This is a genomic window from Jatrophihabitans fulvus, assembly GCF_054781375.1.
Genome location: NZ_BAAGUN010000001.1, coordinates 1,572,552 through 1,592,014, shown reverse-complemented (window position 1 = coordinate 1,592,014; position 19,463 = coordinate 1,572,552). Strand labels below are relative to the sequence as shown.

The window sequence follows — 19,463 nt, the reverse complement described above, 5'->3', positions numbered from 1 at the left end:
CGGGGGCACAGTGGCACCCGTGTCGAACGACCAGCCCGATCCCGCCTCCGCCTCCGCCGCCGCGGCCGCACCGCGCGGCACCGTGCTCGCGATCGACGGCAACTCCCTCGTGCACCGCAGCTATCACGCCCAGGCCCGCACCGGCCAGCCCTCGTGGGCGGTCCGCGGACTGCTCACGCAGCTGGTCGCCGCCGTCGAACGGATCCGCCCGGTCGCCGTCGTGGTCGGGTTCGACGACCCCGACCGGTCGCTGCGCCGCGAGACGTGGCCGCAGTACAAGAGCCAGCGCGCCGACAAGCTCGACACCCTCGTCGCGCAGCTGGCCGACGCCGTGGTCACGCTGCGGCAGCTGGGCGCGCACGTCGTGGTTCCGCCGGGTCTCGAGGCCGACGACGTGCTGTGCTCCACCTCCGCCCAGGCCGCCGCGGGCGGGCTGCGGACGGTCGTGGTCACGTCCGACCGTGACGCGTTCGCCCTCATCGACGAGCACACCGACGTGCTGCGCATCATCGACGGCGGGGTCGACGCCTCACCGGTGATGACCCCCGACCGCCTCGAGCTGCTGCTGGGCGTGCGGCCCCACCAGTACCGCGACTTCGCGGCGCTCCGGGGCGACCCGTCCGACAACCTGATCGGCGTCCGCGGGGTGGGTCCGCGCACCGCGGCTGCCCTGCTCGCCGCGTTCGGCAGCGCCGCCGCGGCGTTCGACGACCTCGACGAGGTGGCCGTCCGCTGCGGCCGGGGGGTTGCCGGCCGGCTGGGTGCCGACGGCGCGCGCGCGGCCTGGGAGCTCAACTGCCGCGTGATGGCGATGCACGACGACCTCGACCTGGCGCCCGTCGGCAGCGTCGGGGTGTTGCCGTGGCCGGCGGCCGACGTCGAGGCGGTCTACCTCGGCAAGAGCCTGACCTGGACCGCGGCGCAGGCGGTGCGCGTGCTCGCCGAGCAGGAGCCGGCCGCGGCCGCGCCCCGCTACGTCGAGACCGTGGCGCGCGCCGACGCGTTGCGCTCGCGTCCCGGGCCCTCGGCGCGCAGGTCGCAGGGCGCGCGCCGGCTTGCGCCGCTCGCCGTCACGCCGCGCCGCGGCGACCAGCTCGCCCTGTTCTGAGAGCCGCCCACCGACGGAATCTCCGCACACGACGAGGCCGCCCGGTGGACACCGGGCGGCCTCGGACGACGTGTGTCGGTGGCTCAGGCGGACTTCTGGCCGCGACGGGCGCGCAGCACGTCGAGCCGTTCCTCGAGGACCTCCTCGAGGTCGGCGATGGTGCGCCGCTCCATCAGCATGTCCCAGTGGGTCCTGGGTGCCTTCGTCTTCTTGGCCTCGGGCTCGGGGCCGTCGATCAGCTTGGCGGTGGTGCCGTCGAGCCGGCAGTCCCAGGTGGCCGGGATCTCGGCCTCCTCGGAGAACGGAACACTGAACTCGTGGCCCCGCTCGCACCGGTAGGCGGCGACGTTGCGCGGTGCGGGTTCGGCACCGTACTCGGTCTCGTAGCTGATGGCGCCGAGCCGACTGCCCCGCAATGTGCGATCTGCCATTCTGGGCACCTCCTCGGGTTGATGTCGGCGAACTGGCGGCCGCCCGTCGGGCGGCCGGGCCGGGCCACCCGGAAGGCCGGGTGATCCGTGCACGTGTACTAACGATTCTGCTGGCCCCATGGTTCCCGGGGCTCCGGTGTGATAACCGACCGGGGCTCAGGGCCGTGCCAGCGCAAACCCGGAAGAACCGGGCGAATCGGACGTCCTTGTGTCGCTGTCCGGCCGTTCGCTCGCCCGGGCCGCCCGGTCAGTCGCTCGCGCTGGTGACGTAGTACCGGCCGTCCGACCGGCGTTCGACCCGGAAGCGCAACGTGTGCTGCCCGTCCGACGATTCCACGGAGAAGTCCGGACCGGTCGCCGAACTCGGCAGGCTGGGGGAGTAGAGCTTCCCGTCGCCGGTGAGGGCCTGCACGTCGGACTCGCTGACGGTGCCGGGGTAGACGCACCCGTACGCGCTCGAGGCGTTGCCCAGGGTGATGTAGCTGATGAACAGCCGGGCCGTGCTCTGGGCGTCCTTGTCGCTGGCGCAACTGAATCCGGAGGTTCCGGAGGAGGTCGTGCCCGGGCTCGACGGCGTCGACGGCGTCGACGACCCGCTGTCGCTGCCGGTCGGTTCGCTCGGGAAGTCGGTGGGCTTGGTGTCGATCTCGCTGAGACACACCTTCCAGGCACCGTTCTCCTTGACGACCGGCAGCTTCGCCGAGTCGGTGCCCGTGGACGAGGTGATCGAGACCTCCACCTCGGCACGATCGCCGCCGAGGTCCGTGACCTTCCCGATCGTGAACCTGGTGGCGTGGCCGTCGTCGCTGACGACGTCCTCGATGTCGGGGTCGCTCAGGTCGCGCCGGCACACGACCTGCTTGACCGCGTCGAGGTCCTGCCGCTGGCTGGCCTCGAGCAAGGAGTTCACGACATCGCGCGGCTGCGCGGCGGCCGGAGTGTCGGAGCCGGAGAAGACGCCGGCGACGGCCAGCACGATCACGACGAGGCCGGCGAGGATGACCGAGCTCAGGGCGCCGATGACGACACCGCGGTTGCCGCGAGCCGGCGGTTGCGGTGAGCGCGGCGGCACGGTGAACGAGTCACCGGGGTATTGCGGATCGTTCGGGCCGCCGTACCCCTGGCTGCTCATCGCGATGCGTCCCCGTCCGGTGTCGTGGTGGCGACGCCCGGGTCGCTCCGGTGCCGTCGCCGATCATGGTTCGCAGCGCGCGGAGTGCCCGTCAAGTCGGCACGGCGGGGACGGGTACCCCGCCGCGTCCGGACGCCCGGACGGAACGGACGAACCGGGCGGACGGGTGCGACGCCGGTCGTGACAGGTGTCACCGCGGGGTCAGCGTGACCGGCAGGCCGTCGCGCGGTCGCGGGAGCGACGTCCAGTCGACCGGCATCTCGTAACCGTCCGCCACGCCGAGGCGGTAGCGGCGCACCAGCTGGTGCAGCGTGGCCTTGACCTCCATGCCGCCGAAGTGCAACCCGATGCACTTGTGGATGCCGCCGCCGAAGGGCATGAACGCGTGGCGGTGCGCCTTGTCCTCGCGCCGCGGCTCGGCGAAACGCTCGGGGTCGAAGCGGAACGGGTCCGCCCACACGTCCGGCAGGTGGTGCAGTCCCCACAGGTGGACGGCCACGTACGTGCCGGCGGCGACGCGGTAGCCGCCGAGCTCGGTCTCCTGGTTCGCCCGCCGCACCAGCCCGGGCACGGGGGTGACGAGCCGCAGCGACTCCTTCATCACCAGGTCGAGCGCCTCGAGCCGGTCGAGGTCCCGGTGGTCGACGGCGTCGCCGAGGGCCCGCGACTCCTCGTGGCAGCGGTCCTGCCACTCGGGGTGGGTGGCCAGGTGGTAGGCCATCGAGGTCAGGGTGATCGTCGCCGTGTCGTGCGCGGCCATGAGCAGGAAGATCATGTGATTGACGACGTCGGCGTCGTCGAAGCCCTCGCCGGCCTCGTCGCGGGCGTGGCACAGCGCGGTGAACAGGTCCGGGCCGTCGCCACCGCGCGCCCGGCGCTCGGCCACCCGCGGTCGCAGGTACTGCTCGAGCACCCGGCGTCCGGCGAGCCCGCGCGACCACCGCAGCCCGGGTACCGGCCGGCGGACCAGTGCGGTGCCGGCCCGGACCGCGTCGACGAACGCCGTGGTGAGCCGGTCGGCGTCCGCGCCGGGGTCCGCGGCCATGAACGTGCGGGTGGCGATGTCGAGCGTCAGTTGCTTGACGGACGGATGGAACAGCCGCTCGCCGGGTTGCCACGCGGCCAGCGTCCGGTCGACGGTGTCGTTGATCGCGGGCAGGTAGCCGGCCAGGCGCTGCGAGGTGAACGCACCCTGCATGATCCGCCGGTGGCGGTGGTGTTCGTGGCCGTCCAGCAGCATGAGGCCGCGGCGGAAGAACGGGCCGATCAGCAGCGACCACCCGCTCGCGTCGAACGACCGGGCGCGGTCCTGCAGCACCGCACCACAGGTCTCGGGGGTCTCGGCGTTGACCCACGTGCGGCCGAGGGCGCGGGTCCAGTAGACGGGGCCGAACCGTTCGTACAGCTCGTGGGAGTCGGTGAGGCCGCCGGTCGCGAAGGCGATCGTGTGGCCCAGCAGCGGCAGGCCGGGTGTGCCCGGCATGGTCTCGTCGACGGACTTGGGGCGGCGCGCGGTGGCGTCGTGCTGCAGGGTCATCCGTGCTCCTCGCTCGTCGCCTCCGCAATCGAGCCCGACCCTAGTGTGACAACGACTGTTGTCAAATGCCTCGCGGCCCTAGGGTGGGGGAGTGACGCGTCCGTACCGCGGCCTCTCGGCCGATGCCCGCCGCGAGCAGCGCCGGGCCACGCTCGTGCGGGCGGTGACCGAGTGCCTCGACGACGAGGGCCTGGCCGGGGTGAGCGTCCGCAGCGTGTGCGCCCGGGCTCGCCTCACCCCGCGCTACTTCTACGAGAGCTTCGCCGACCTCGACGAGTTGCTCGTCGCGGCCGTCGACGCCGTCACCGACGAGGTCGCCGAGAAGGCGATGGCCGCCGTCCTCGCGGTCGCGTCCGCATCGCCCGACGACACCGAGGCGCAGGTGCGCGCCGCGATCCGCACCGGGTACGGCATCGTCGCCGACGACCAGCGCAAGGCGAACGTGCTGCTGGTGAGCGCCGCCGGCCACGGCCCGCTGCGCGAGCGCCGGCAGAAGGTCGTGACCGAGTACGCCGACCTGGTCATCGACGGCCTGCCCATGCTCAACCGGCTCGGCCTCGCCGAGCGGCGCACCGCCCGGGCCACCGCGCTGTTCCTCATGGGCGGGTCCGCCGACGTGATCGAGGCGGTGCTCGCCGGGCGGTTGCGCATGTCCCGCGCCGCGGTCGTCGATCACTTGGTGGCGATGTGGCTGGGTGCCTTGGGCACCATGCGGACGTGATGCCTCCCGAACGCGGACGCAACGTGCTCGGCACCGATCTGGAGGAGTGCGGCACCGACCCGGTGACCGGCTTCTACCGCGACGGGTGCTGCGCGAGCGGCGTCGACGACGTCGGCAGCCACACCGTCTGCACGGTCGTCACCGCCGAGTTCCTCGCCCACATGCAGTCCGTGGGCAACGACCTCTCGACCCCGCGGCCGGAGTTCCGTTTCCCCGGCCTGCGTCCCGGCGATCGGTGGTGCGTCGTCGCGCTGCGCTGGCTGCAGGCCTACCAGGACGGTGTCGCCGCGCCGGTCGTGCTCGCCGCGACCCACGAACGCGCGCTCGAGGTGATCCCGCTGGCCGCACTGCGCGAACACGCCGTCGACGTCCCGGGCGACGCCAGTTCGCTGGTCTGACCGCGGCCCGCAGCTCACGGGGCCCGGAAGTGGTGCTACCACCCCAGGGGACACCGGGTCGCACCCGTTCGCCGGCGTCGCGGCGGGACGAGCATTCGTCCCATGACGACGATCACCGCCCCGCGTGAGCTCATCGAGGACGTCCCGGCGGCGGCTCGGCCGCGTCCGAGCGGGTGGAACGACCGCGACCACCTGGTGTGGGGGCTCGTGCGCGACCCGGAGGCGGTGCTGCTGCCGTTGTGCCTGGGCGCGTTCGCGCTGGCGGTGTCGATGATCGGCGACCTGGCGTGGTTCTCCCGCATCGGCGCCGTGTTCGGCCCGCAGGCCTCGGACGTGCACCGCATCATCGACGCGCAGTCCGGCCCGCGGCAGCTCGTGCCGCAGGTCTTCTTCGCGGGAGGCGGTGCGGCGCTCGCCGTGGCAGCCTGCCTCGGCGTGCTGGTCGCGATGACCAGCCGCACGGTCGGCGTGGCCGCGCGGCGGCTCGCCGTGGGCCTGTCGTCGCTGGGCGTGGTCGCGACGCTCGGCGCCGCCCAGCTCGACCGCACCATGTCGTTCGCCGACTGGCTCGACCGGACGGGTGTGGGCTTCTGGGTCGCGCTCGGCGGCTTCGGGCTCGTGCTGCTCGCCGGCGTGATCGTGCGCCCGGCGACGTACGGGTCGCAGCGCTGACCCCGGCCCCGGGTCACCAGCCGCGTTCGCGCCATTCCGCGAGGTGCGGGCGTTCCGCGCCGAGCGTCGAGTCGTTGCCGTGGCCCGGGTAGAACCACGTCTCGTCGGGCAGCGTGCCGAAGACGCGCTCCTCGACGTCGTCGATCAGCTGGACGAAGTCCTCGGGCGACCAGGTCTTGCCGACCCCGCCCGGGAACAGCGAGTCACCGGTGAACAGGTGCGGGACGCCCTCGGGGTCGCGGTAGAGCACCGCGACCGAGCCGGGCGTGTGGCCGCGCAGGTGGATGACCTCCAACGTCACGTCGCCGACGGTGATCGTGTCGCCGTGGTGCAGCCGCTCGTCGACGGCGACGGGGAGCTCGTCGGCGTCCGCGTCGCCGGCGTAGACCGCGGCGCCGGCGAACTCGGCCGTGTCGGGCAGCGCCCCGTGGTGGTCCCAGTGCCGGTGCGTGGTGAGGATCGCCGACACCGGCGGCCCCTCGAACTGGACGAGCTCCCGCAACCGGCGAGCCTCGGCGGCGGCGTCGATCAGCAGGCCCTCGTCGGTCTGCGTGCAGCGCAACAGGTAGGCGTTGTTGTTCATCTCGCCGACGGCCAGCTTGGCGATGGTCAGCCCGGGCAGGCGCCGGACGTCCTTGTCGCCGCCGACCTCGACGGCCCCGGTGTAGGTGTCAGCCACGGATCCGACGCTAGTGCCACGCGCGGCACTAGTCGAAGATCGGCGCGAACTCCTCGGTCGGCGGCCCGGACGACAGGTCGACACGGGTGTCGGGCAGGTCGCGCAACACGGTGGCCACGTACGAGGCCACCGCGGCCGCCCGTCCGACGTCCTGGCCGTTGCGCTCGGACAGCAGCCACCGGTGCTCGTTGATCTCGTGGAACAGCTCGGCGTCCGGCAGCTTGATGCGCAGGTCGGGCGGGACGAGACCGACCGTGCCGTAGAACTTCTCGTCCAGCCACCGGCGGGCGGCGAGGTCGTCGGGGATCGTCTCACCCGTCCCCGACTCCCACTTGGCCTTGAACCGGAACAGGTCGCCGAGCAGGGCACGGGCCTGGTTCTCCTGCACCCGCAACCCGGTGAGCTCGAACAGCCGCCGCTGGTGGTGCCCGGCCTCGACGACGTGGGTGCCGAACCGCACCTGCAACCCGTCCGGCACCGTCTTGATCGACAACTCCTCGACGTCGAAACCGAGGTCGTTGAGCCGGCGCAGCTGACGGTTGATGCGCCAGTTCTCCCCGGCCGGCACGTGCAGGTCGCCGGTCAGTTCCGACCACAGCGAGTCGTAGCAGTCGCGCAGGGACGCCGCCGTCTCGCCGGCGTCGAGGTTCGGGTCGAGCACCCCGGCCGCCTGCAGGTCGAGCAGCTCACCCGCGATGTTCAGCGTGGCGATCTCGATGTCCTGGTCCCGTTGCCCGTTCGACAGGGTCGGGTGCATCTCCCCGGTCTCGGCGTCGACGAGGTAGGCGGCCAGGGCACCGGCGTCGCGGCGGAACAGCGTGTTCGACAGCGAACAGTCGCCCCAGTAGAAGCCGGCCAGGTGCAGCTGGACGAACAGCCCGGCCAGCGCCTCGAGCAGCTTCGAGCGCAGTTCCGGCAGCGACCGTCCGGTGAACAACGCGCGGTAGGGCTGCGAGAACTGCAGGTGCCGGGTGAACAGCAGCGCGCCGAGCTCCTCGCCGTCGTGGTCGACGCGCTCGGTCACCGTGCCGTAGGCCTCGACCACCGGGACGGAGTGCTCGGCCAGCGACCGCAGCAGCCCGTGCTCGCGCACGACGTAGCGGTCGGTCGCCTCCTTGACCGCGAAGACGCCACCGTCCGGACCGCTCAGCGACACGAAACGGACGACGTGCCTCGAGATGCCCCGTGGCACGTGCACGAACAGCTCGTACGGCCACTCGGCGAGGGGCAGCTCGAAGGGAAGTTCGAGCACCTCGGTGTTGGTACCGAGCGTGGTCAGCCGGTAGTTGCCCACGGCGCCAGCGTAGGGCCTGGCGGACGGGGCGAAGATTTCTCGTCCACGGGCGTCGGAGTCCGGCGACGAGCGACGACGATGCGGGTGTGACGGCGATGCGCGACGACGATCCGCGGGCGGCCCTGCTCGCCGGGTTCGACGACGCGCTGCCGCAGGTCTACGGCTACCTGCTCGCCCGCGGGGGCAGCCGCGAGGTCGCCGAGGATCTCACCGGCGAGACGTTCCTGGCCGCGGCGGCCGCCGCCTGCCGGCCGGACCCGCCGGCCCTGGACGTCCGTTGGCTGATCGGGGTGGCGCGGCACAAGCTCGCCGACCACTGGCGCCGCCAGTGGCGCGAGCAGCGCAACCTGCGGGCGGTCGCGTCCGACCCGACCCTCGAGCCCGGCACGGACGATCCGTGGGACGCGCGGCTCGACGCGCTGCGGACGGCCCAGACCCTGGACCGGCTCGCCCCGCAGCACCGCGCGGCGCTGACGCTGCGCTACGTCGACGACCTGCCCGTGCCCGAGGTCGCCGCCGTGCTCGAGCGCACCGTGCACGCCACCGAGGCCCTGCTCGTCCGGGCCCGCCGCGCCTTTCGCACCGCCTACACCGAGGGAGAGGGGGACGATCGATGACCGACCCGTTCGAGCAGCTCGCCGCGCCGGCGCCCGCCGTCGACCCCGACCCCGTCTTCGCCGCCGACCTGCGCACCCGCCTGCGGCGTGCGCTGTCGCTTCCGAGAGGAGTGGTGCCCGTGACCGCCGTCGCCGCACCCCCGCGCGCCACCCTGGGCGCCGCCGTCCCGTACCTCGCCGTCGCCGACGCCCGCGCCGCGCTCGACTGGTACGTCGACGTCTTCGGCGCCGAGCTCGACGGCGAGCCGATCGTCATGCCCGACGGCACCATCGGCCACGCCCAGTTGATCATCGGGGGCGGCAAGGTCTACCTCGCCGACGCCTCACCCGACCTCGGCGTCGTCGCCCCGAGACCGGGTGAGGCGAACGTCAGCCTGATGCTGCCGGTGTCCGACGCCGACGCCGTCCGGGAGCGGGCCGTCGCCCGCGGTGCCACCGGCGACCGGCCGCCCTACGACGGGTACGGCGAACGGCACGCGTGGATCGTCGACCCGTTCGGTCACCGGTGGGGCCTGACCTCGCCGCTCGTGGCCGCGGACGGGTTCCGTGCCGGCGACCTCACGCACGTGTCGGTGCGCACGCCGGACGCCGAGCGGGCCGGCCGCTTCTACGGGCAGGTGCTGGGCTGGCAGGTCGTCGACGGACGGGTTGCCACGGCCACGCCGTCCGTCGGGGTGTGGACCGCCTCGCAGCCGGAGCTGCTGCGGGTGCACGCCACCGACGACATCGAGGCCGCCCTGGCGCGGGTGTTCGACGCCGGCGGCACGCCCGGCGAGGTGCGGCGGGAGCCGTACGGTCTGCGGGCCGACTGCCTCGACGACCAGGGCGTGCCGTTCGCGCTGCACGAGACCGCCGGCGCGGGGACCCGTCCGCCGGCGAACGGCGCGCGGACGGGCGACCTCTCGTACCTGACCCTGCTGGTGGGCGACTCCGCCCGCTTCCGTGCGTTCCACACGGCCGTGTTCGGCTGGACCTTCACCCCTGGCCGCGTCGAGGACGGCTGGGAGGTGGTCGACTCCCGTCCGATGATCGGGCTGCAGGGCGGGCACGACGAGCCCGCCGCGGTGCCGATGTGGCGGGTGGCGGACATCGACGCCGCGGTGGCCGCGGTCCGCGACCTGGGCGGCACAGCGACCGACGTCACGACCCAGCCCTACGGCCGCTCGAGCGAGTGCACGGACGACCAGGGCAGCCGGTTCTACCTCGGCGAGATGTAGGTCAGTCGTCGTCGTCGTCGTCGTCGTTGTCGTTGTCATCGAGGTCGAGGGCCAGCAGCGCGTTCTCGACGACCTCGGTGAGCGCCGGGTGGATCCAGTACTGCTCCCTGGCCATCCGCCGCACGTCGAGGCCGAACTGCATCGCCTGGACGACCAGCTGAACGAGCGTGGACGCCTGCTCGCCGAGCAGGTGCGCGCCGAGCAGCTCGCCGGTGGCGGGGTCGGCGATGAGCTTGCAGAAGCTGGTGGTGTCCTCCATCGCCCAGCCGTAGGCGACGGTCGCGTAGTCCTGCACGACCGACACGTAGCGACGTCCGGACTCGCGGGCCTGCTGCTCGGTGAGCCCGACGGACGCGAGCTGGGGATGGGTGAACACGGCGGCGGGCACGAACCGGTGGTCGGTGGCCTTCAGCTCGCCCTTGCCGGAGAAGGTGACCGCGAGGTTGTGCGCGACCGTCTTCGTCTCGCGGTTGGCCACGTGCTTGAGCTGGTGATCGCTCGAGACGTCGCCGAGCGACCAGACCCCCTCGGCAGTGGTGCGGTGGTACTCGTCGACCACCACGCGTCCGTCGTCGCGGACGTCGACACCCGCCTTGTCCAGGCCCAGCCGGTCGGAGTTCGGCGTGCGTCCGGCGGCGACCAGGATGTCGTCCGCCTCGACGACGGTGCCGTCGGAGAGCGTGAGCCGGATGTCGCCGGTCGTGCCCTCCAGCGATTCGACGGTGACGCCGAGGCGCAGGTTCCACTCGTCGGCCTTGAGCTCGGTGAGCCTGCGGCCGAGGCTCTCGTCGAGTTCGCGCAGCACGCTGGTGCGCGACACCATCGTCACCTCGGTGCCGAAGGCCGAGAACACGTGCGCGAACTCGCACGCGATGTACCCGGCGCCGACGATCACGAGCCGCCGCGGCAGCTCGGGGATGCGCATGATCGTGTCGGACGTGTGGAACGGCACGTCGGCCGCCGCGATGGGCGGCGGGATCACCGGACGGGACCCGGTCGCGATCACGACCTGGTCGCCCGTGATCGTCGTGCCGTCGTCGAGCCGGACCGTGCGCGGCGCGACGAACTCGGCGTGCGACTCGTACAGGGTCAGGTTCGGGGTACCGGTGGCGCGGTAGTCCCGTCCGCCGGCCGAGATCGGGTCGATGCGACCGAACACGCGGTCGCGGATCGCGGCCCAGTCGGCGCGCAGCCGCGCCGGCTCGAGACCGAGACGGGCGGCCTCGGCGGCCTTCGCCGCCGTGTCGGCGGGATACACGTACATCTTGGTCGGGATGCACCCGACGTTGAGGCACGTGCCGCCGAAGACGCCCTGCTCGACGAGCGCGATGCGCTTGCCCTCGAGCTCGGGGGTGACGAGCGAGTTGGCCGAGCCGGAGCCGATGATGACGAGGTCGTAGTGGGTGGTTGCCACGGTTTCGAACGTACCGGCATCACCACCGGGCCACCGCCGTCGCCATGAGGTCGCCGAAGAGGTGGTCCAGTTCGGGTGTCTCCAGCCCCCGGGAGGAGAACCAGCTGCACACGTTGCGGACGTCGCGCTCGAGGTAGCTCGCGCCCTGCGGGTTGATGACGAGGTCGACGATCTGCGGCACGTCGATCATCACCAGCCGTCCACCGTGCACGAGCAGGTTGAACGCCGACAGGTCACCGTGCGCGAAGCCGGCGGCGGCCAGCTGGTGCATCGCGGCGACGCACTGCTCGAACAGGTCGGCGAGTTCCTCCGGTGACGGCCGCGTCTGCGCCAGTCGTGGCGCGGCGGTGCCGTCGGAGTCCCCGACGAACTCGAGCATCAGTTCCGTCCCGAGCAGCTGGACGGGGTAGGGGACGGGCGCACCGAGCGTCCAGAGGCGGGTGAGGGCGGCGAACTCGGCGTTCGCCCACTGCCCGGCGGCCAGCTCCCGTCCGTAGCCGGTGCCGCGGGCGACCGCGCGCTGGTCGCGGGAGCGGCGGGTCCGCCGTCCCTCCTGGTAGCCGGCGTCGCGGTGGAACATGCGGTGCTCGGCGGTGCGGTAGCGCTTGGCGGCCATGAGCACGCCGTCGGTGCCGGGAAGGGCACGGCGGACGAGGTGGACGTCCGCCTCCTTGCCGGTCTTCAGCACACCAAGTTCGGTGTCGAGGGCGTTGCGGTCGGTGACCACCCAGTCGGGGACCGGCTCGGGTCCGTGGGTGGAACCGTCCCAGCTCGAGAACGGTGGTTCCTCGAAGTCGGGATCGGGCTTGCGGTCGTCGTAGAGGGACGGGTCGTACGGCACTGTCGGGCTCCGTGAGGACGGGACGCGCCCGTCCGAGGACCGTCAGCGCGTGAGCGGGAGGGGGGTGGGCGCGCACGCCCGGACCACGTCGGACAAGGTGCACCTCCCGCAGCTCCGGGGGCCCCGCCTCGGGACCCGCTGAACCGATGCTCCCGTCCGGAGCAACCGCTTTTCGGGCCCGCACTAGCCTTGGCCCGTGCTGCGAATGTCGACCCTGTTCCTGCGTACCCTGCGCGACGATCCCGCCGACGCGGAGGTGCCGAGCCACAAGCTGCTGGTGCGTGCCGGCTACGTACGGCGCGTCGCGCCCGGCATGTACTCGTGGCTGCCGCTGGGCATGCGGGTTCTCGCCCGCGTCGAGGCGATCGTCCGCGAGGAGATGAACGCGATCGGCTCGCAGGAGGTGCACTTCCCGGCGCTGATCCCGCGGGAGATCTTCGAGGCCAGCGGCCGCTGGGACGACTACGGCGACACCCTGTTCCGGCTGCAGGACCGCAAGGACGCCGATTACCTGCTCGCCCCGACGCACGAGGAGCTGTTCACGCTGCTCGTGAAGGGCGAGTACTCGTCGTACAAGGACTACCCGCTGTCGCTCTACCAGATCCAGACGAAGTACCGGGACGAGGCGCGGCCGCGGGCCGGCATCCTGCGCGGGCGCGAGTTCGTCATGAAGGACAGCTACTCGTTCGACCTGACCGACGAGGGTCTCGAGGCCTCGTACCGGGCGCACCGGGACGCGTACGAGCGCATCTTCACCCGCATGGGCATGACCTACAAGATCGTTTTCGCGGTGTCGGGAGCGATGGGCGGGTCGGCGTCGGAGGAGTTCCTCGTGCCCGCCGCGTCCGGCGAGGACACGTTCGTGCAGTGCACGAACTGCGACTACGCGGCCAACACCGAGGCGGTGGTCATCGCCGCGCCGGAACCGCAGGACCCGTCCGCCCACCCGCCGGCGGAGGTGCTCGACACGCCCGACACCCCGACCATCGACACGCTCGTGGCGCGGGTGAACGAGCTCGGCATGCAGGCGACCGCGGCCGACACGCTGAAGAACGTCGTGCTGCGCACCCACGCGCCGGGCGCGGACGGGTGGGAGCTGCTGGTGGTCGGCGTCCCGGGTGACCGCGAGGTCGACCTCAAGCGCCTGGCGGGTCAGCTCGAGCCGACGATCGTCGAGCAGGCCGGCCCGGAGGACCTCGCCAAGGAGCCCGGGCTGGTGAAGGGCTACATCGGCCCGCAGGTGCTCGCCGACCTGAAGATCCGCTACCTGGTCGACCCGCTGGTCGTCGAGGGCAGCGAGTGGATCACCGGCGCGAACACCGAGAACGAGCACGCGGCGCACGTCGTCCGCGGTCGCGACTTCACACCGGACGGCGAGATCGGTGCCGTCGAGATCCGCGACGGCGACCGGTGCGCGCGCTGCGGTTCGGTGCTCGAGATCGCGCGCGGCATCGAGATGGGCCACGTTTTCGCACTCGGGCGCAAATACGCCGAGACGTTCGGTCTCACCGCGCTCGACCAGAACGGCAAGCCGGTCACGGTGACGATGGGCTCCTACGGCGTCGGTGTCACCCGCGCCGTCGCGGCCATCGCCGAGCAGACCTACGACGACAAGGGCCTGTGCTGGCCGCGTTCCGTCGCGCCCGCCGACGTCCACCTCATCGCGACCGGCAAGGACGACGCCATCTTCGCGGCCGCCGAAGAACTGGCCGCCGAGCTGACCGCCGCCGGACTCGAGGTGTTGTTCGACGACCGGCGCCAGACCTCCCCGGGCGTGAAGTTCAAGGACGCCGAACTCGTCGGCGTGCCCACGATCGTGACCGTCGGACGCGGTTTCGCCAACGGCGTCGTCGAACTGAAGGACCGCCGTAGCGACGATCGGCGCGAGGTGCCGGTCGCCGAGGCGGCCGGGGCCGTGCTCGACGCCGTCCGCTCGTCATGACGGTTGCTCCGTACGGCACCTGGCCCTCGCCGATCACGGCGGCCGACCTGGCGGCGTCGGCGCACCCCGTCGCGGGCGGACGGTTCGTCGGCGACGAGATCTGGTGGCTCGAGCTGCGCTCGTCCGAGGGCGGGCGGTACGCGGTGCGGCGGCACGGCGCGGACGGCTCGCCCGTCGACGTGCTGCCCGCGCCGTGGAACGCCCGCACCCGCGTGCACGAGTACGGCGGCGGCGCGTGGACGGTCGTCGACGGCGCTCTCGTCTTCGCCGAGTTCCGCGATCAACGCCTGTACCGGTGCCCGCCCGGAGGTGAGCCGGCGCCGTTGACGCCCGAACCGGCCGAGCCCGCGGGGGAGCGGTACGGCGAGCTCTCGGTCGTCGGCGACGAGATCTGGTGCGTGCGCGAACGCCACGCCGGCGGCGCGATCACGCGTGACATCGCGGCCGTGCCGCTCGACGGGTCCGCGGCGGACGACCCGTCCGCGATCCGGTCGGTCGTGTCGGGCTCGCACTTCCTCGCCCACCCCGTGGTGTCGCCGGACGGTGCTCATCTCGCGTGGATCGCGTGGGAGCACCCGCGGATGCCGTGGGACGGCACCGAACTGCGGGTCGCGGCGCTGGTCGACGGCGTGGCGGCGGACGTCCGCACGCTGCTCGGCTCGACCGAGGAGTCGGTGCTGCAGCCGGAGTGGCTCGACGACGCGACGCTGGTCGTCTCCTCCGACCGCAGCGGCTTCTGGAACCTCTACCGCGTGGCCGCTGCCGGCGGCGATCCCGTCCCCCTCGCGCCGTGCGACGCCGACGTCGGCGGCCCGATGTGGATGCTCGGCATGCGCTGGCACACCCGGCTGGACGACGGGCACTGGCTGTTCGTCCGCACGCTCGGCACCGACACGCTGTGCCGGCTCGACCTCGTGTCCGGTGCCGTCGAGGAGATCGAGCTGCCCGGGTTCACGTCCGTCTCGCTCGGCGCAGTGCACGGGTCGACCCTGCTGTTCGGGGGCGAGGGTGCGCGGACGCCCGGCGGCCTGCGGCGCCTCGATCTCGGGTCCGGCGACGTCGTGGACGTCCGCCTGTCGGCGTCCGACCTGCCGCCGGCCGAGTACTTCTCGCCCGCGTACGCGACGACCTTCACGACGCGGGACGGACGCGACGTGCACGCGGTCGTCTACCCGCCGCACCACCCGTCCTACGAGGCGCCCGAGGGCGAGTTGCCGCCGTACGTCGCGATGATCCACGGCGGGCCGACGTCGCACGTCGCGCCGATGCTCAACCGCACGTTCGCCTACTACACGTCCCGCGGCATCGGCGTCGTCGACGTCGACTACGGCGGGTCGACCGGGTACGGCCGCGAGTACCGCAACCGACTGCGCGGGCAGTGGGGCGTCGTCGACGTCGAGGACACCGTCGCCGCCGTGCACGGTCTCGCCGACGCCGGTCTCGCCGACCGCGACCGGCTCGGCATCGAGGGCGGCTCCGCCGGCGGGTGGACGGTGCTCGCCGCGCTCACCACCACGGACGCCTTCGCCTGCGGCGTCTCGCTGTTCGGCGTCGCCGAGCTCACCGAGTTCGTGAAGGAGACGCACGACTTCGAGTCGCGCTACGTCGACGGCCTCGTCGGCCCGCTGCCCGAGGCCCGCGAGCTGTACGAGCAGCGGGCACCGCTCAACCACGTCGACGGGCTGTCGTGCCCGGTGCTGCTGCAGCAGGGCCTCGACGACCCGATCGTGCCGCCGGCGCAGGCCGAACGCTTCCGCGACGCCCTGGTCGCCAAGGGCATCCCGCACGCGTACCGCGCGTACGAGGACGAGTCGCACGGGTTCCGGCGGGCGGAGACGATCGTCGACTCGCGGGAGTCGGCGCTGTCGTTCTACGGCCAGGTGTTCGGGTTCGAGCCGCCGGACGTCCCCGTGCTCGAGCTGTGGCGGCCGTGACCCGTCCGCTGGCGGACGTCGTCGAGGCGGGTTGGGCGTCCGCGCTCGAGCCGGTCGCCGACCAGGTGGCGGCGATGGGGGAGTTCCTGCGCGCCGAGGTCGCCGCCGGCCGCACCTACCTGCCGGCCGGGGAGCACATCCTGCGGGCGTTCACGCGGCCGTTCGCGGACGTCCGCGTGCTCGTCGTCGGCCAGGACCCGTACCCCACGCCCGGGCACCCGATCGGGCTGTCGTTCGCCGTCGACCGTGAGGTGCGGCCCCTGCCGCCCTCGCTGCGCAACATCTACAAGGAGCTGCACGCCGATCTCGGCATCGAACCCGCGCCCCACGGTGACCTGACGGCGTGGGCAGACCACGGGGTGCTGCTGCTCAACCGCTCGCTCACCGTCGCGCCGGGCAAGCCCGCCTCGCACCGCGGAAAGGGGTGGGAGGCCGTCACCGAGCAGGCGATCCGCGCGCTCGCCGCCCGCGGCGGCCCGCTCGTCGCGATCCTCTGGGGCCGCGACGCCCGCAACCTCAAGCCGCTGCTCGGCGACGTCCCCGCGATCGAGTCGGCTCACCCGTCACCCCTGTCGGCGTCCAACGGGTTCTTCGGGTCCAAGCCCTTCAGCCGCGCCAACGCCGCCCTCGTCGCCCAGGGCGGCGAGCCGGTCGACTGGTCGGTCACCTGAACGACTGGTATCACGGCGGTATCATCGGGGCATGGCGATGACGCTGCGACTGACGGACGAGCAGGATCGGCGGCTGACCGAGCGCGCGGAAGCGCAGGGCATCAGCAAGCAGGAGGCGGTGATCCGTGCTCTCGATCGGGACTCGGAGCGCGCTGCCGTCGCCGGCGAGGTCAAGGACTGGGCCGACTACGCGCTCACCCGCTACGCGTCGCTTCTCGATCGTTTGGCGCAGTGACGCGGTATCTCGACGTCGACGACATCCTGTACCTGGCCGTTCGCCTCGGAGAGCCCACGCCGAGGGACGTGGGTCTTGTGGCATCCGCCGTCGCCCGTCCGCAGGCGACCGCGTTCGGGGAGGACGCCTATCCCGACGTCCGCACCAAGGCTGCGGCGCTGCTCCATTCGCTCGCGCGCAACAACGCCTTCGTGGACGGCAACAAGCGGGTCGCCTGGCTCTCGGCCGGCGCGTTCTACCGCGTCAACGGATTCGATCTCGAGGCGCCGGACGACCCCGCCTACGACCTGGTCATCGGCGTCGCGACAGGCGATCTCGAGGTGGCCGAGATCGCCGAGGCGCTTGCCGGGTGGACCCGGCCGCGGTGATGTCCTGACACGAACCCGGATTCGAACGCATCGCGTCCACGATCCCGTCGTGCGGGTTCGGGCGAGTCTTCCCGGAGCTGTCCGATGACGGACCCTTTCGCCTCGGGGCAGGTGTACACCACCTTCGCTGCTGCCCGTGATGCCGTCGGGCGACGGGACGACGAGGTCGTCACCAAGCTCACCCGTTCGTTGGGGTTCTTCGCGGGCTACGCCTCCTACCGCGAAACGTGGCGGCGGCGGTTCGAGGAGAGATCCGTCCGCCAGCCGTTCCTCCAGATCGAACGGGAAGTGTTCGACGGGGACCCGTCCGAGTACTGGAACGTCAGGGTCGAGGCGGCCTCGCTGCATGCGCTCGTCCGTCACGGATGGCACTGGGGTCCGGCGGGGAGGCGGGCGCTGCGCATCTCGCTGTTCCGCCCGCTCGGCCCCGGCGGGACGGTGACGTTGTGCCTCGACCCGGGGGTTTCCGCGGTGTCGGACACCGCCGGCGAACCCGCGCAGCGCATCGACCGCGTCGTCCTCACGTCACGCCGGCACGACGACCTCGCCGTCTTCGGCGATCCGCCCCGGGTGACGCGGTCGGAGCTGCTGCACGATCTGTCGTCGCTGCGGCGGGTCTGACGGCGCTACCAGAGCACGTCGTCGACCGGCTGCAGCGGACTCGGTACCCGAGTCGGCGCGTGACGGCTCTCGGCGAGGTCGAGGGCCTGCAGCAGGTCGATCTCGATGGTGCGGCAGATGGCGGTCATCGGCACATCGTTGACGGTGTCGGAGAACGGCTCGGCGAGGTCGTGGCCGATCTGGACCGCGAGCAGGAACATCAGCCCGATCAGGCCGGAGCCGACCGGGGTCAGCCAGCCGAGGTCCTGGACGATCGCGAACGGCAGGATCACGCAGAACGCCCGCGAGAAGAACGACGGCAGGAACCGGTACTGCACCGGCAGCGGCGTCCGCTTGATGCGTTCCAGGCCGCCCTGGGCGTCCGAGAGCTCGCGCAGGGTGGCGGCCATCTGCATCCGGCTGATGTCGCTGAGTCGGCCGATGCGCACCGCCTCGCCCAGCAGCGCCGAGATGTGGGCGAGCAACGCGTTCGGCACGTTGGCGGCACCGAGCACGCGATTGCGGACCTGCGGCGTGAGGTACGTGAGCACCTCGTCGGGGGCGGCCTGGCCGCGCAGGAACGTGCGCAACGCGTGGACGTACGCGATCTGGGTGCGGACGATCTCGGCCCCGATGTCGTCGCCGTCCTCGTCGCGCTCGATCAGCGTGGTCGCCTCCCGCGCGATGGTGCGGGACTGGTTGACGACCGAACCCCACAGCGTGCGGGCCTCCCACCAGCGGGCGTACGCGGCGTTGACCATGAAACCCAGGAACAGCGCGATGGCCGTGCCGAACAGCGAGTACTGGATGGAGATGCCGTCGAAGTGGGTGGCGTCGATGTACCACGCGACGGTGATCGCGACGTCCCACACGAGCAGGGCGGCCATCGGCACGACGAGGCGCTTCCAGGCGCTGCGGGCCCTGGGGACGGGGGACACGATCACAGGGAGGACCTCGCCATGGTCGGGAGCGGGTGCGCGTCAGCGCATGGCCATGACGTTTCCCGGCCATCCTTTGCGTGGATTAGGATCCATATGTCCGATACGTGAACTCCGTTACGACTCCTCACGCAAACGCTCGGGGAACCCGCCCGTGGCGACCGGCCCCCACCTCTCGGGAGTGACGCGGATCAGCGACTTCCCCTGGTCGGCCATCGCCTGCTTGTACTCGTCCCAGTCGGGGTGCTCGCCGCTGATGCTGCGGAAGTACTCGACGAGGGGCTCCAGGGCCTCGGGCAGGTCGAGCACCTCGGCGGTGCCGTCGATCTGCACCCAGGGGTCGTTCCACTCGTCCGAGATCACCATCACCGAGCAGGACGCGTCCCGGCGGAGGTTGCGCACCTTGGCCCGCTCGGGATAGGTCGAGATCACCAGCCGGCCCTCGGAGTCGACGCCGCCGGAGACGGGCGAGAGCTGCGGGCTGCCGTCCTTGCGGCGCGTGACGAGGATCATCCGGTGACGCGGGCGGACGAAGTCGAGAAGACCGTCGAGGTCGACGCGGGTGTTGGTGGCGATGGTCTTGGGCATGACGGCAGTGTGCCCGCTCCCGACCGTGCTCGACCTCAGGTCGACGTCCAGCGTCGGAGCCGGGAACAGGCGGACGGGCGCCACCGTTGTCGGTGTCGCTCAGTACCCTCGGACGAGTTGTCCGAC

Annotated in this window: 21 protein-coding genes; 12 read left to right on the top strand and 9 right to left on the bottom strand. The window is 72.2% G+C overall.

Going from position 1 to position 19,463, the window contains the following annotated elements; all coding sequences use genetic code 11:
* The first annotated feature begins 19 nt into the window (after positions 1-19).
* Positions 20-1,108 carry a 5'-3' exonuclease gene (locus ACYVP9_RS07735; RefSeq protein WP_460604116.1) on the top strand — a complete coding sequence of 363 codons (1,089 nt, stop codon included), beginning with the start codon at positions 20-22 and terminating at the stop codon, positions 1,106-1,108.
* A gap of 83 nt (positions 1,109-1,191) precedes the next feature.
* On the opposite strand, the gene ACYVP9_RS07730 is transcribed toward ACYVP9_RS07735, so the two are convergent.
* The 3 genes from ACYVP9_RS07730 to ACYVP9_RS07720 form a co-directional block, all read right to left on the bottom strand.
* Positions 1,192-1,539, bottom strand: a complete 348-nt coding sequence (locus tag ACYVP9_RS07730; RefSeq protein ID WP_460604115.1) for an RNA polymerase-binding protein RbpA — start codon at positions 1,537-1,539, stop codon at positions 1,192-1,194.
* A gap of 247 nt (positions 1,540-1,786) precedes the next feature.
* A complete protein-coding gene (locus ACYVP9_RS07725) occupies positions 1,787-2,671 on the bottom strand; it encodes a nuclear transport factor 2 family protein (RefSeq protein ID WP_460604114.1) in 885 nt (294 codons plus the stop codon).
* 190 nt (positions 2,672-2,861) lie between these two features.
* Positions 2,862-4,208: a cytochrome P450 gene (locus tag ACYVP9_RS07720; protein WP_460604113.1), complete on the bottom strand. Its 1,347-nt coding sequence runs from the start codon at positions 4,206-4,208 to the stop codon at positions 2,862-2,864.
* Positions 4,209-4,299: 91 nt separating this feature from the next.
* Between ACYVP9_RS07720 and ACYVP9_RS07715 the strand changes: the two genes are divergently transcribed.
* The 3 genes from ACYVP9_RS07715 to ACYVP9_RS07705 all read left to right on the top strand — a co-directional run bounded on the left by ACYVP9_RS07715 (position 4,300) and on the right by ACYVP9_RS07705 (position 5,999).
* A complete protein-coding gene (locus ACYVP9_RS07715) occupies positions 4,300-4,929 on the top strand; it encodes a TetR/AcrR family transcriptional regulator (RefSeq protein ID WP_460604112.1) in 630 nt (209 codons plus the stop codon).
* On the top strand, positions 4,929-5,327 hold the full coding sequence (locus ACYVP9_RS07710) for a DUF2237 family protein (RefSeq protein ID WP_460604324.1): 399 nt from the start codon (positions 4,929-4,931) through the stop codon (positions 5,325-5,327). The genes ACYVP9_RS07715 and ACYVP9_RS07710 overlap by 1 nt, the downstream gene beginning before the upstream one ends.
* Before the next feature lie 102 nt (positions 5,328-5,429).
* Positions 5,430-5,999, top strand: a complete 570-nt coding sequence (locus ACYVP9_RS07705; protein ID WP_460604111.1) for a hypothetical protein — start codon at positions 5,430-5,432, stop codon at positions 5,997-5,999.
* Positions 6,000-6,012: 13 nt separating this feature from the next.
* On the opposite strand, the gene ACYVP9_RS07700 is transcribed toward ACYVP9_RS07705, so the two are convergent.
* A complete protein-coding gene (locus tag ACYVP9_RS07700; protein WP_460604110.1) occupies positions 6,013-6,678 on the bottom strand; it encodes an MBL fold metallo-hydrolase in 666 nt (221 codons plus the stop codon).
* 28 nt (positions 6,679-6,706) lie between these two features.
* Positions 6,707-7,972 (bottom strand): DUF4032 domain-containing protein, encoded by a 1,266-nt coding sequence (locus ACYVP9_RS07695; RefSeq protein WP_460604109.1) that lies wholly within the window; start codon positions 7,970-7,972, stop codon positions 6,707-6,709.
* A gap of 95 nt (positions 7,973-8,067) precedes the next feature.
* On the opposite strand from ACYVP9_RS07695, the gene ACYVP9_RS07690 reads away from it, so the two are divergent.
* Both ACYVP9_RS07690 and ACYVP9_RS07685 read left to right on the top strand, forming a co-directional pair.
* Positions 8,068-8,589, top strand: a complete 522-nt coding sequence (locus ACYVP9_RS07690; protein WP_460604323.1) for an RNA polymerase sigma factor — start codon at positions 8,068-8,070, stop codon at positions 8,587-8,589.
* Complete coding sequence (locus tag ACYVP9_RS07685) at positions 8,586-9,806, top strand: VOC family protein (RefSeq protein ID WP_460604108.1); 1,221 nt, start codon at positions 8,586-8,588, stop codon at positions 9,804-9,806. Before ACYVP9_RS07690 ends, ACYVP9_RS07685 begins: the two co-directional genes overlap by 4 nt.
* Position 9,807: 1 nt before the next feature.
* Here ACYVP9_RS07685 and ACYVP9_RS07680 read toward each other — a convergent pair whose 3' ends face one another.
* A complete protein-coding gene (locus ACYVP9_RS07680; protein WP_460604107.1) occupies positions 9,808-11,220 on the bottom strand; it encodes a mycothione reductase in 1,413 nt (470 codons plus the stop codon).
* 19 nt (positions 11,221-11,239) lie between these two features.
* Positions 11,240-12,061, bottom strand: a complete 822-nt coding sequence (locus ACYVP9_RS07675; protein ID WP_460604106.1) for a serine protein kinase RIO — start codon at positions 12,059-12,061, stop codon at positions 11,240-11,242.
* A 205-nt stretch (positions 12,062-12,266) separates the two neighbouring features.
* On the opposite strand from ACYVP9_RS07675, the gene ACYVP9_RS07670 reads away from it, so the two are divergent.
* The 6 genes from ACYVP9_RS07670 (at position 12,267) to ACYVP9_RS07645 (ending at position 17,832) form a co-directional block, all read left to right on the top strand.
* A complete protein-coding gene (locus tag ACYVP9_RS07670; RefSeq protein ID WP_460604322.1) occupies positions 12,267-14,003 on the top strand; it encodes a proline--tRNA ligase in 1,737 nt (578 codons plus the stop codon).
* Positions 14,000-15,937 carry a S9 family peptidase gene (locus ACYVP9_RS07665; protein WP_460604105.1) on the top strand — a complete coding sequence of 646 codons (1,938 nt, stop codon included), beginning with the start codon at positions 14,000-14,002 and terminating at the stop codon, positions 15,935-15,937. The genes ACYVP9_RS07670 and ACYVP9_RS07665 overlap by 4 nt, the downstream gene beginning before the upstream one ends.
* Positions 15,934-16,608, top strand: coding sequence for a uracil-DNA glycosylase (locus tag ACYVP9_RS07660; RefSeq protein ID WP_460604104.1), 675 nt, complete (start codon positions 15,934-15,936; stop codon positions 16,606-16,608). Before ACYVP9_RS07665 ends, ACYVP9_RS07660 begins: the two co-directional genes overlap by 4 nt.
* Before the next feature lie 31 nt (positions 16,609-16,639).
* Positions 16,640-16,843: a CopG family transcriptional regulator gene (locus ACYVP9_RS07655; RefSeq protein WP_460604103.1), complete on the top strand. Its 204-nt coding sequence runs from the start codon at positions 16,640-16,642 to the stop codon at positions 16,841-16,843.
* Entirely contained in the window at positions 16,840-17,211 is a 372-nt protein-coding gene (locus ACYVP9_RS07650; RefSeq protein ID WP_460604102.1) for a type II toxin-antitoxin system death-on-curing family toxin, read from the top strand. The genes ACYVP9_RS07655 and ACYVP9_RS07650 overlap by 4 nt, the downstream gene beginning before the upstream one ends.
* Before the next feature lie 84 nt (positions 17,212-17,295).
* Positions 17,296-17,832, top strand: a complete 537-nt coding sequence (locus tag ACYVP9_RS07645) for a hypothetical protein (RefSeq protein WP_460604101.1) — start codon at positions 17,296-17,298, stop codon at positions 17,830-17,832.
* 5 nt (positions 17,833-17,837) lie between these two features.
* On the opposite strand, the gene ACYVP9_RS07640 is transcribed toward ACYVP9_RS07645, so the two are convergent.
* Both ACYVP9_RS07640 and ACYVP9_RS07635 read right to left on the bottom strand, forming a co-directional pair.
* Positions 17,838-18,755, bottom strand: coding sequence for a bestrophin family protein (locus ACYVP9_RS07640; RefSeq protein WP_460604100.1), 918 nt, complete (start codon positions 18,753-18,755; stop codon positions 17,838-17,840).
* 111 nt (positions 18,756-18,866) lie between these two features.
* Positions 18,867-19,337, bottom strand: coding sequence for a PPOX class F420-dependent oxidoreductase (locus ACYVP9_RS07635; protein ID WP_460604099.1), 471 nt, complete (start codon positions 19,335-19,337; stop codon positions 18,867-18,869).
* Positions 19,338-19,463: the final 126 nt, after the last annotated feature.

Excerpts from the sequence above, each read along its gene's own strand:
- ACYVP9_RS07730 (WP_460604115.1), bottom strand. The coding sequence starts at position 1,539 with ATGGCAGATCGCACATTGCGGGGCAGTCGGCTCGGCGCCATCAGCTAC.
- ACYVP9_RS07725 (WP_460604114.1), bottom strand. The coding sequence starts at position 2,671 with ATGAGCAGCCAGGGGTACGGCGGCCCGAACGATCCGCAATACCCCGGT.
- ACYVP9_RS07720 (WP_460604113.1), bottom strand. The coding sequence starts at position 4,208 with ATGACCCTGCAGCACGACGCCACCGCGCGCCGCCCCAAGTCCGTCGAC.
- ACYVP9_RS07710 (WP_460604324.1), top strand. The coding sequence starts at position 4,929 with ATGCCTCCCGAACGCGGACGCAACGTGCTCGGCACCGATCTGGAGGAG.
- ACYVP9_RS07705 (WP_460604111.1), top strand. The coding sequence starts at position 5,430 with ATGACGACGATCACCGCCCCGCGTGAGCTCATCGAGGACGTCCCGGCG.
- ACYVP9_RS07690 (WP_460604323.1), top strand. The coding sequence starts at position 8,068 with ATGCGCGACGACGATCCGCGGGCGGCCCTGCTCGCCGGGTTCGACGAC.
- ACYVP9_RS07685 (WP_460604108.1), top strand. The coding sequence starts at position 8,586 with ATGACCGACCCGTTCGAGCAGCTCGCCGCGCCGGCGCCCGCCGTCGAC.
- ACYVP9_RS07670 (WP_460604322.1), top strand. The coding sequence starts at position 12,267 with ATGTCGACCCTGTTCCTGCGTACCCTGCGCGACGATCCCGCCGACGCG.
- ACYVP9_RS07665 (WP_460604105.1), top strand. The coding sequence starts at position 14,000 with ATGACGGTTGCTCCGTACGGCACCTGGCCCTCGCCGATCACGGCGGCC.
- ACYVP9_RS07655 (WP_460604103.1), top strand. The coding sequence starts at position 16,640 with ATGGCGATGACGCTGCGACTGACGGACGAGCAGGATCGGCGGCTGACC.
- ACYVP9_RS07645 (WP_460604101.1), top strand. The coding sequence starts at position 17,296 with ATGACGGACCCTTTCGCCTCGGGGCAGGTGTACACCACCTTCGCTGCT.
- ACYVP9_RS07635 (WP_460604099.1), bottom strand. The coding sequence starts at position 19,337 with ATGCCCAAGACCATCGCCACCAACACCCGCGTCGACCTCGACGGTCTT.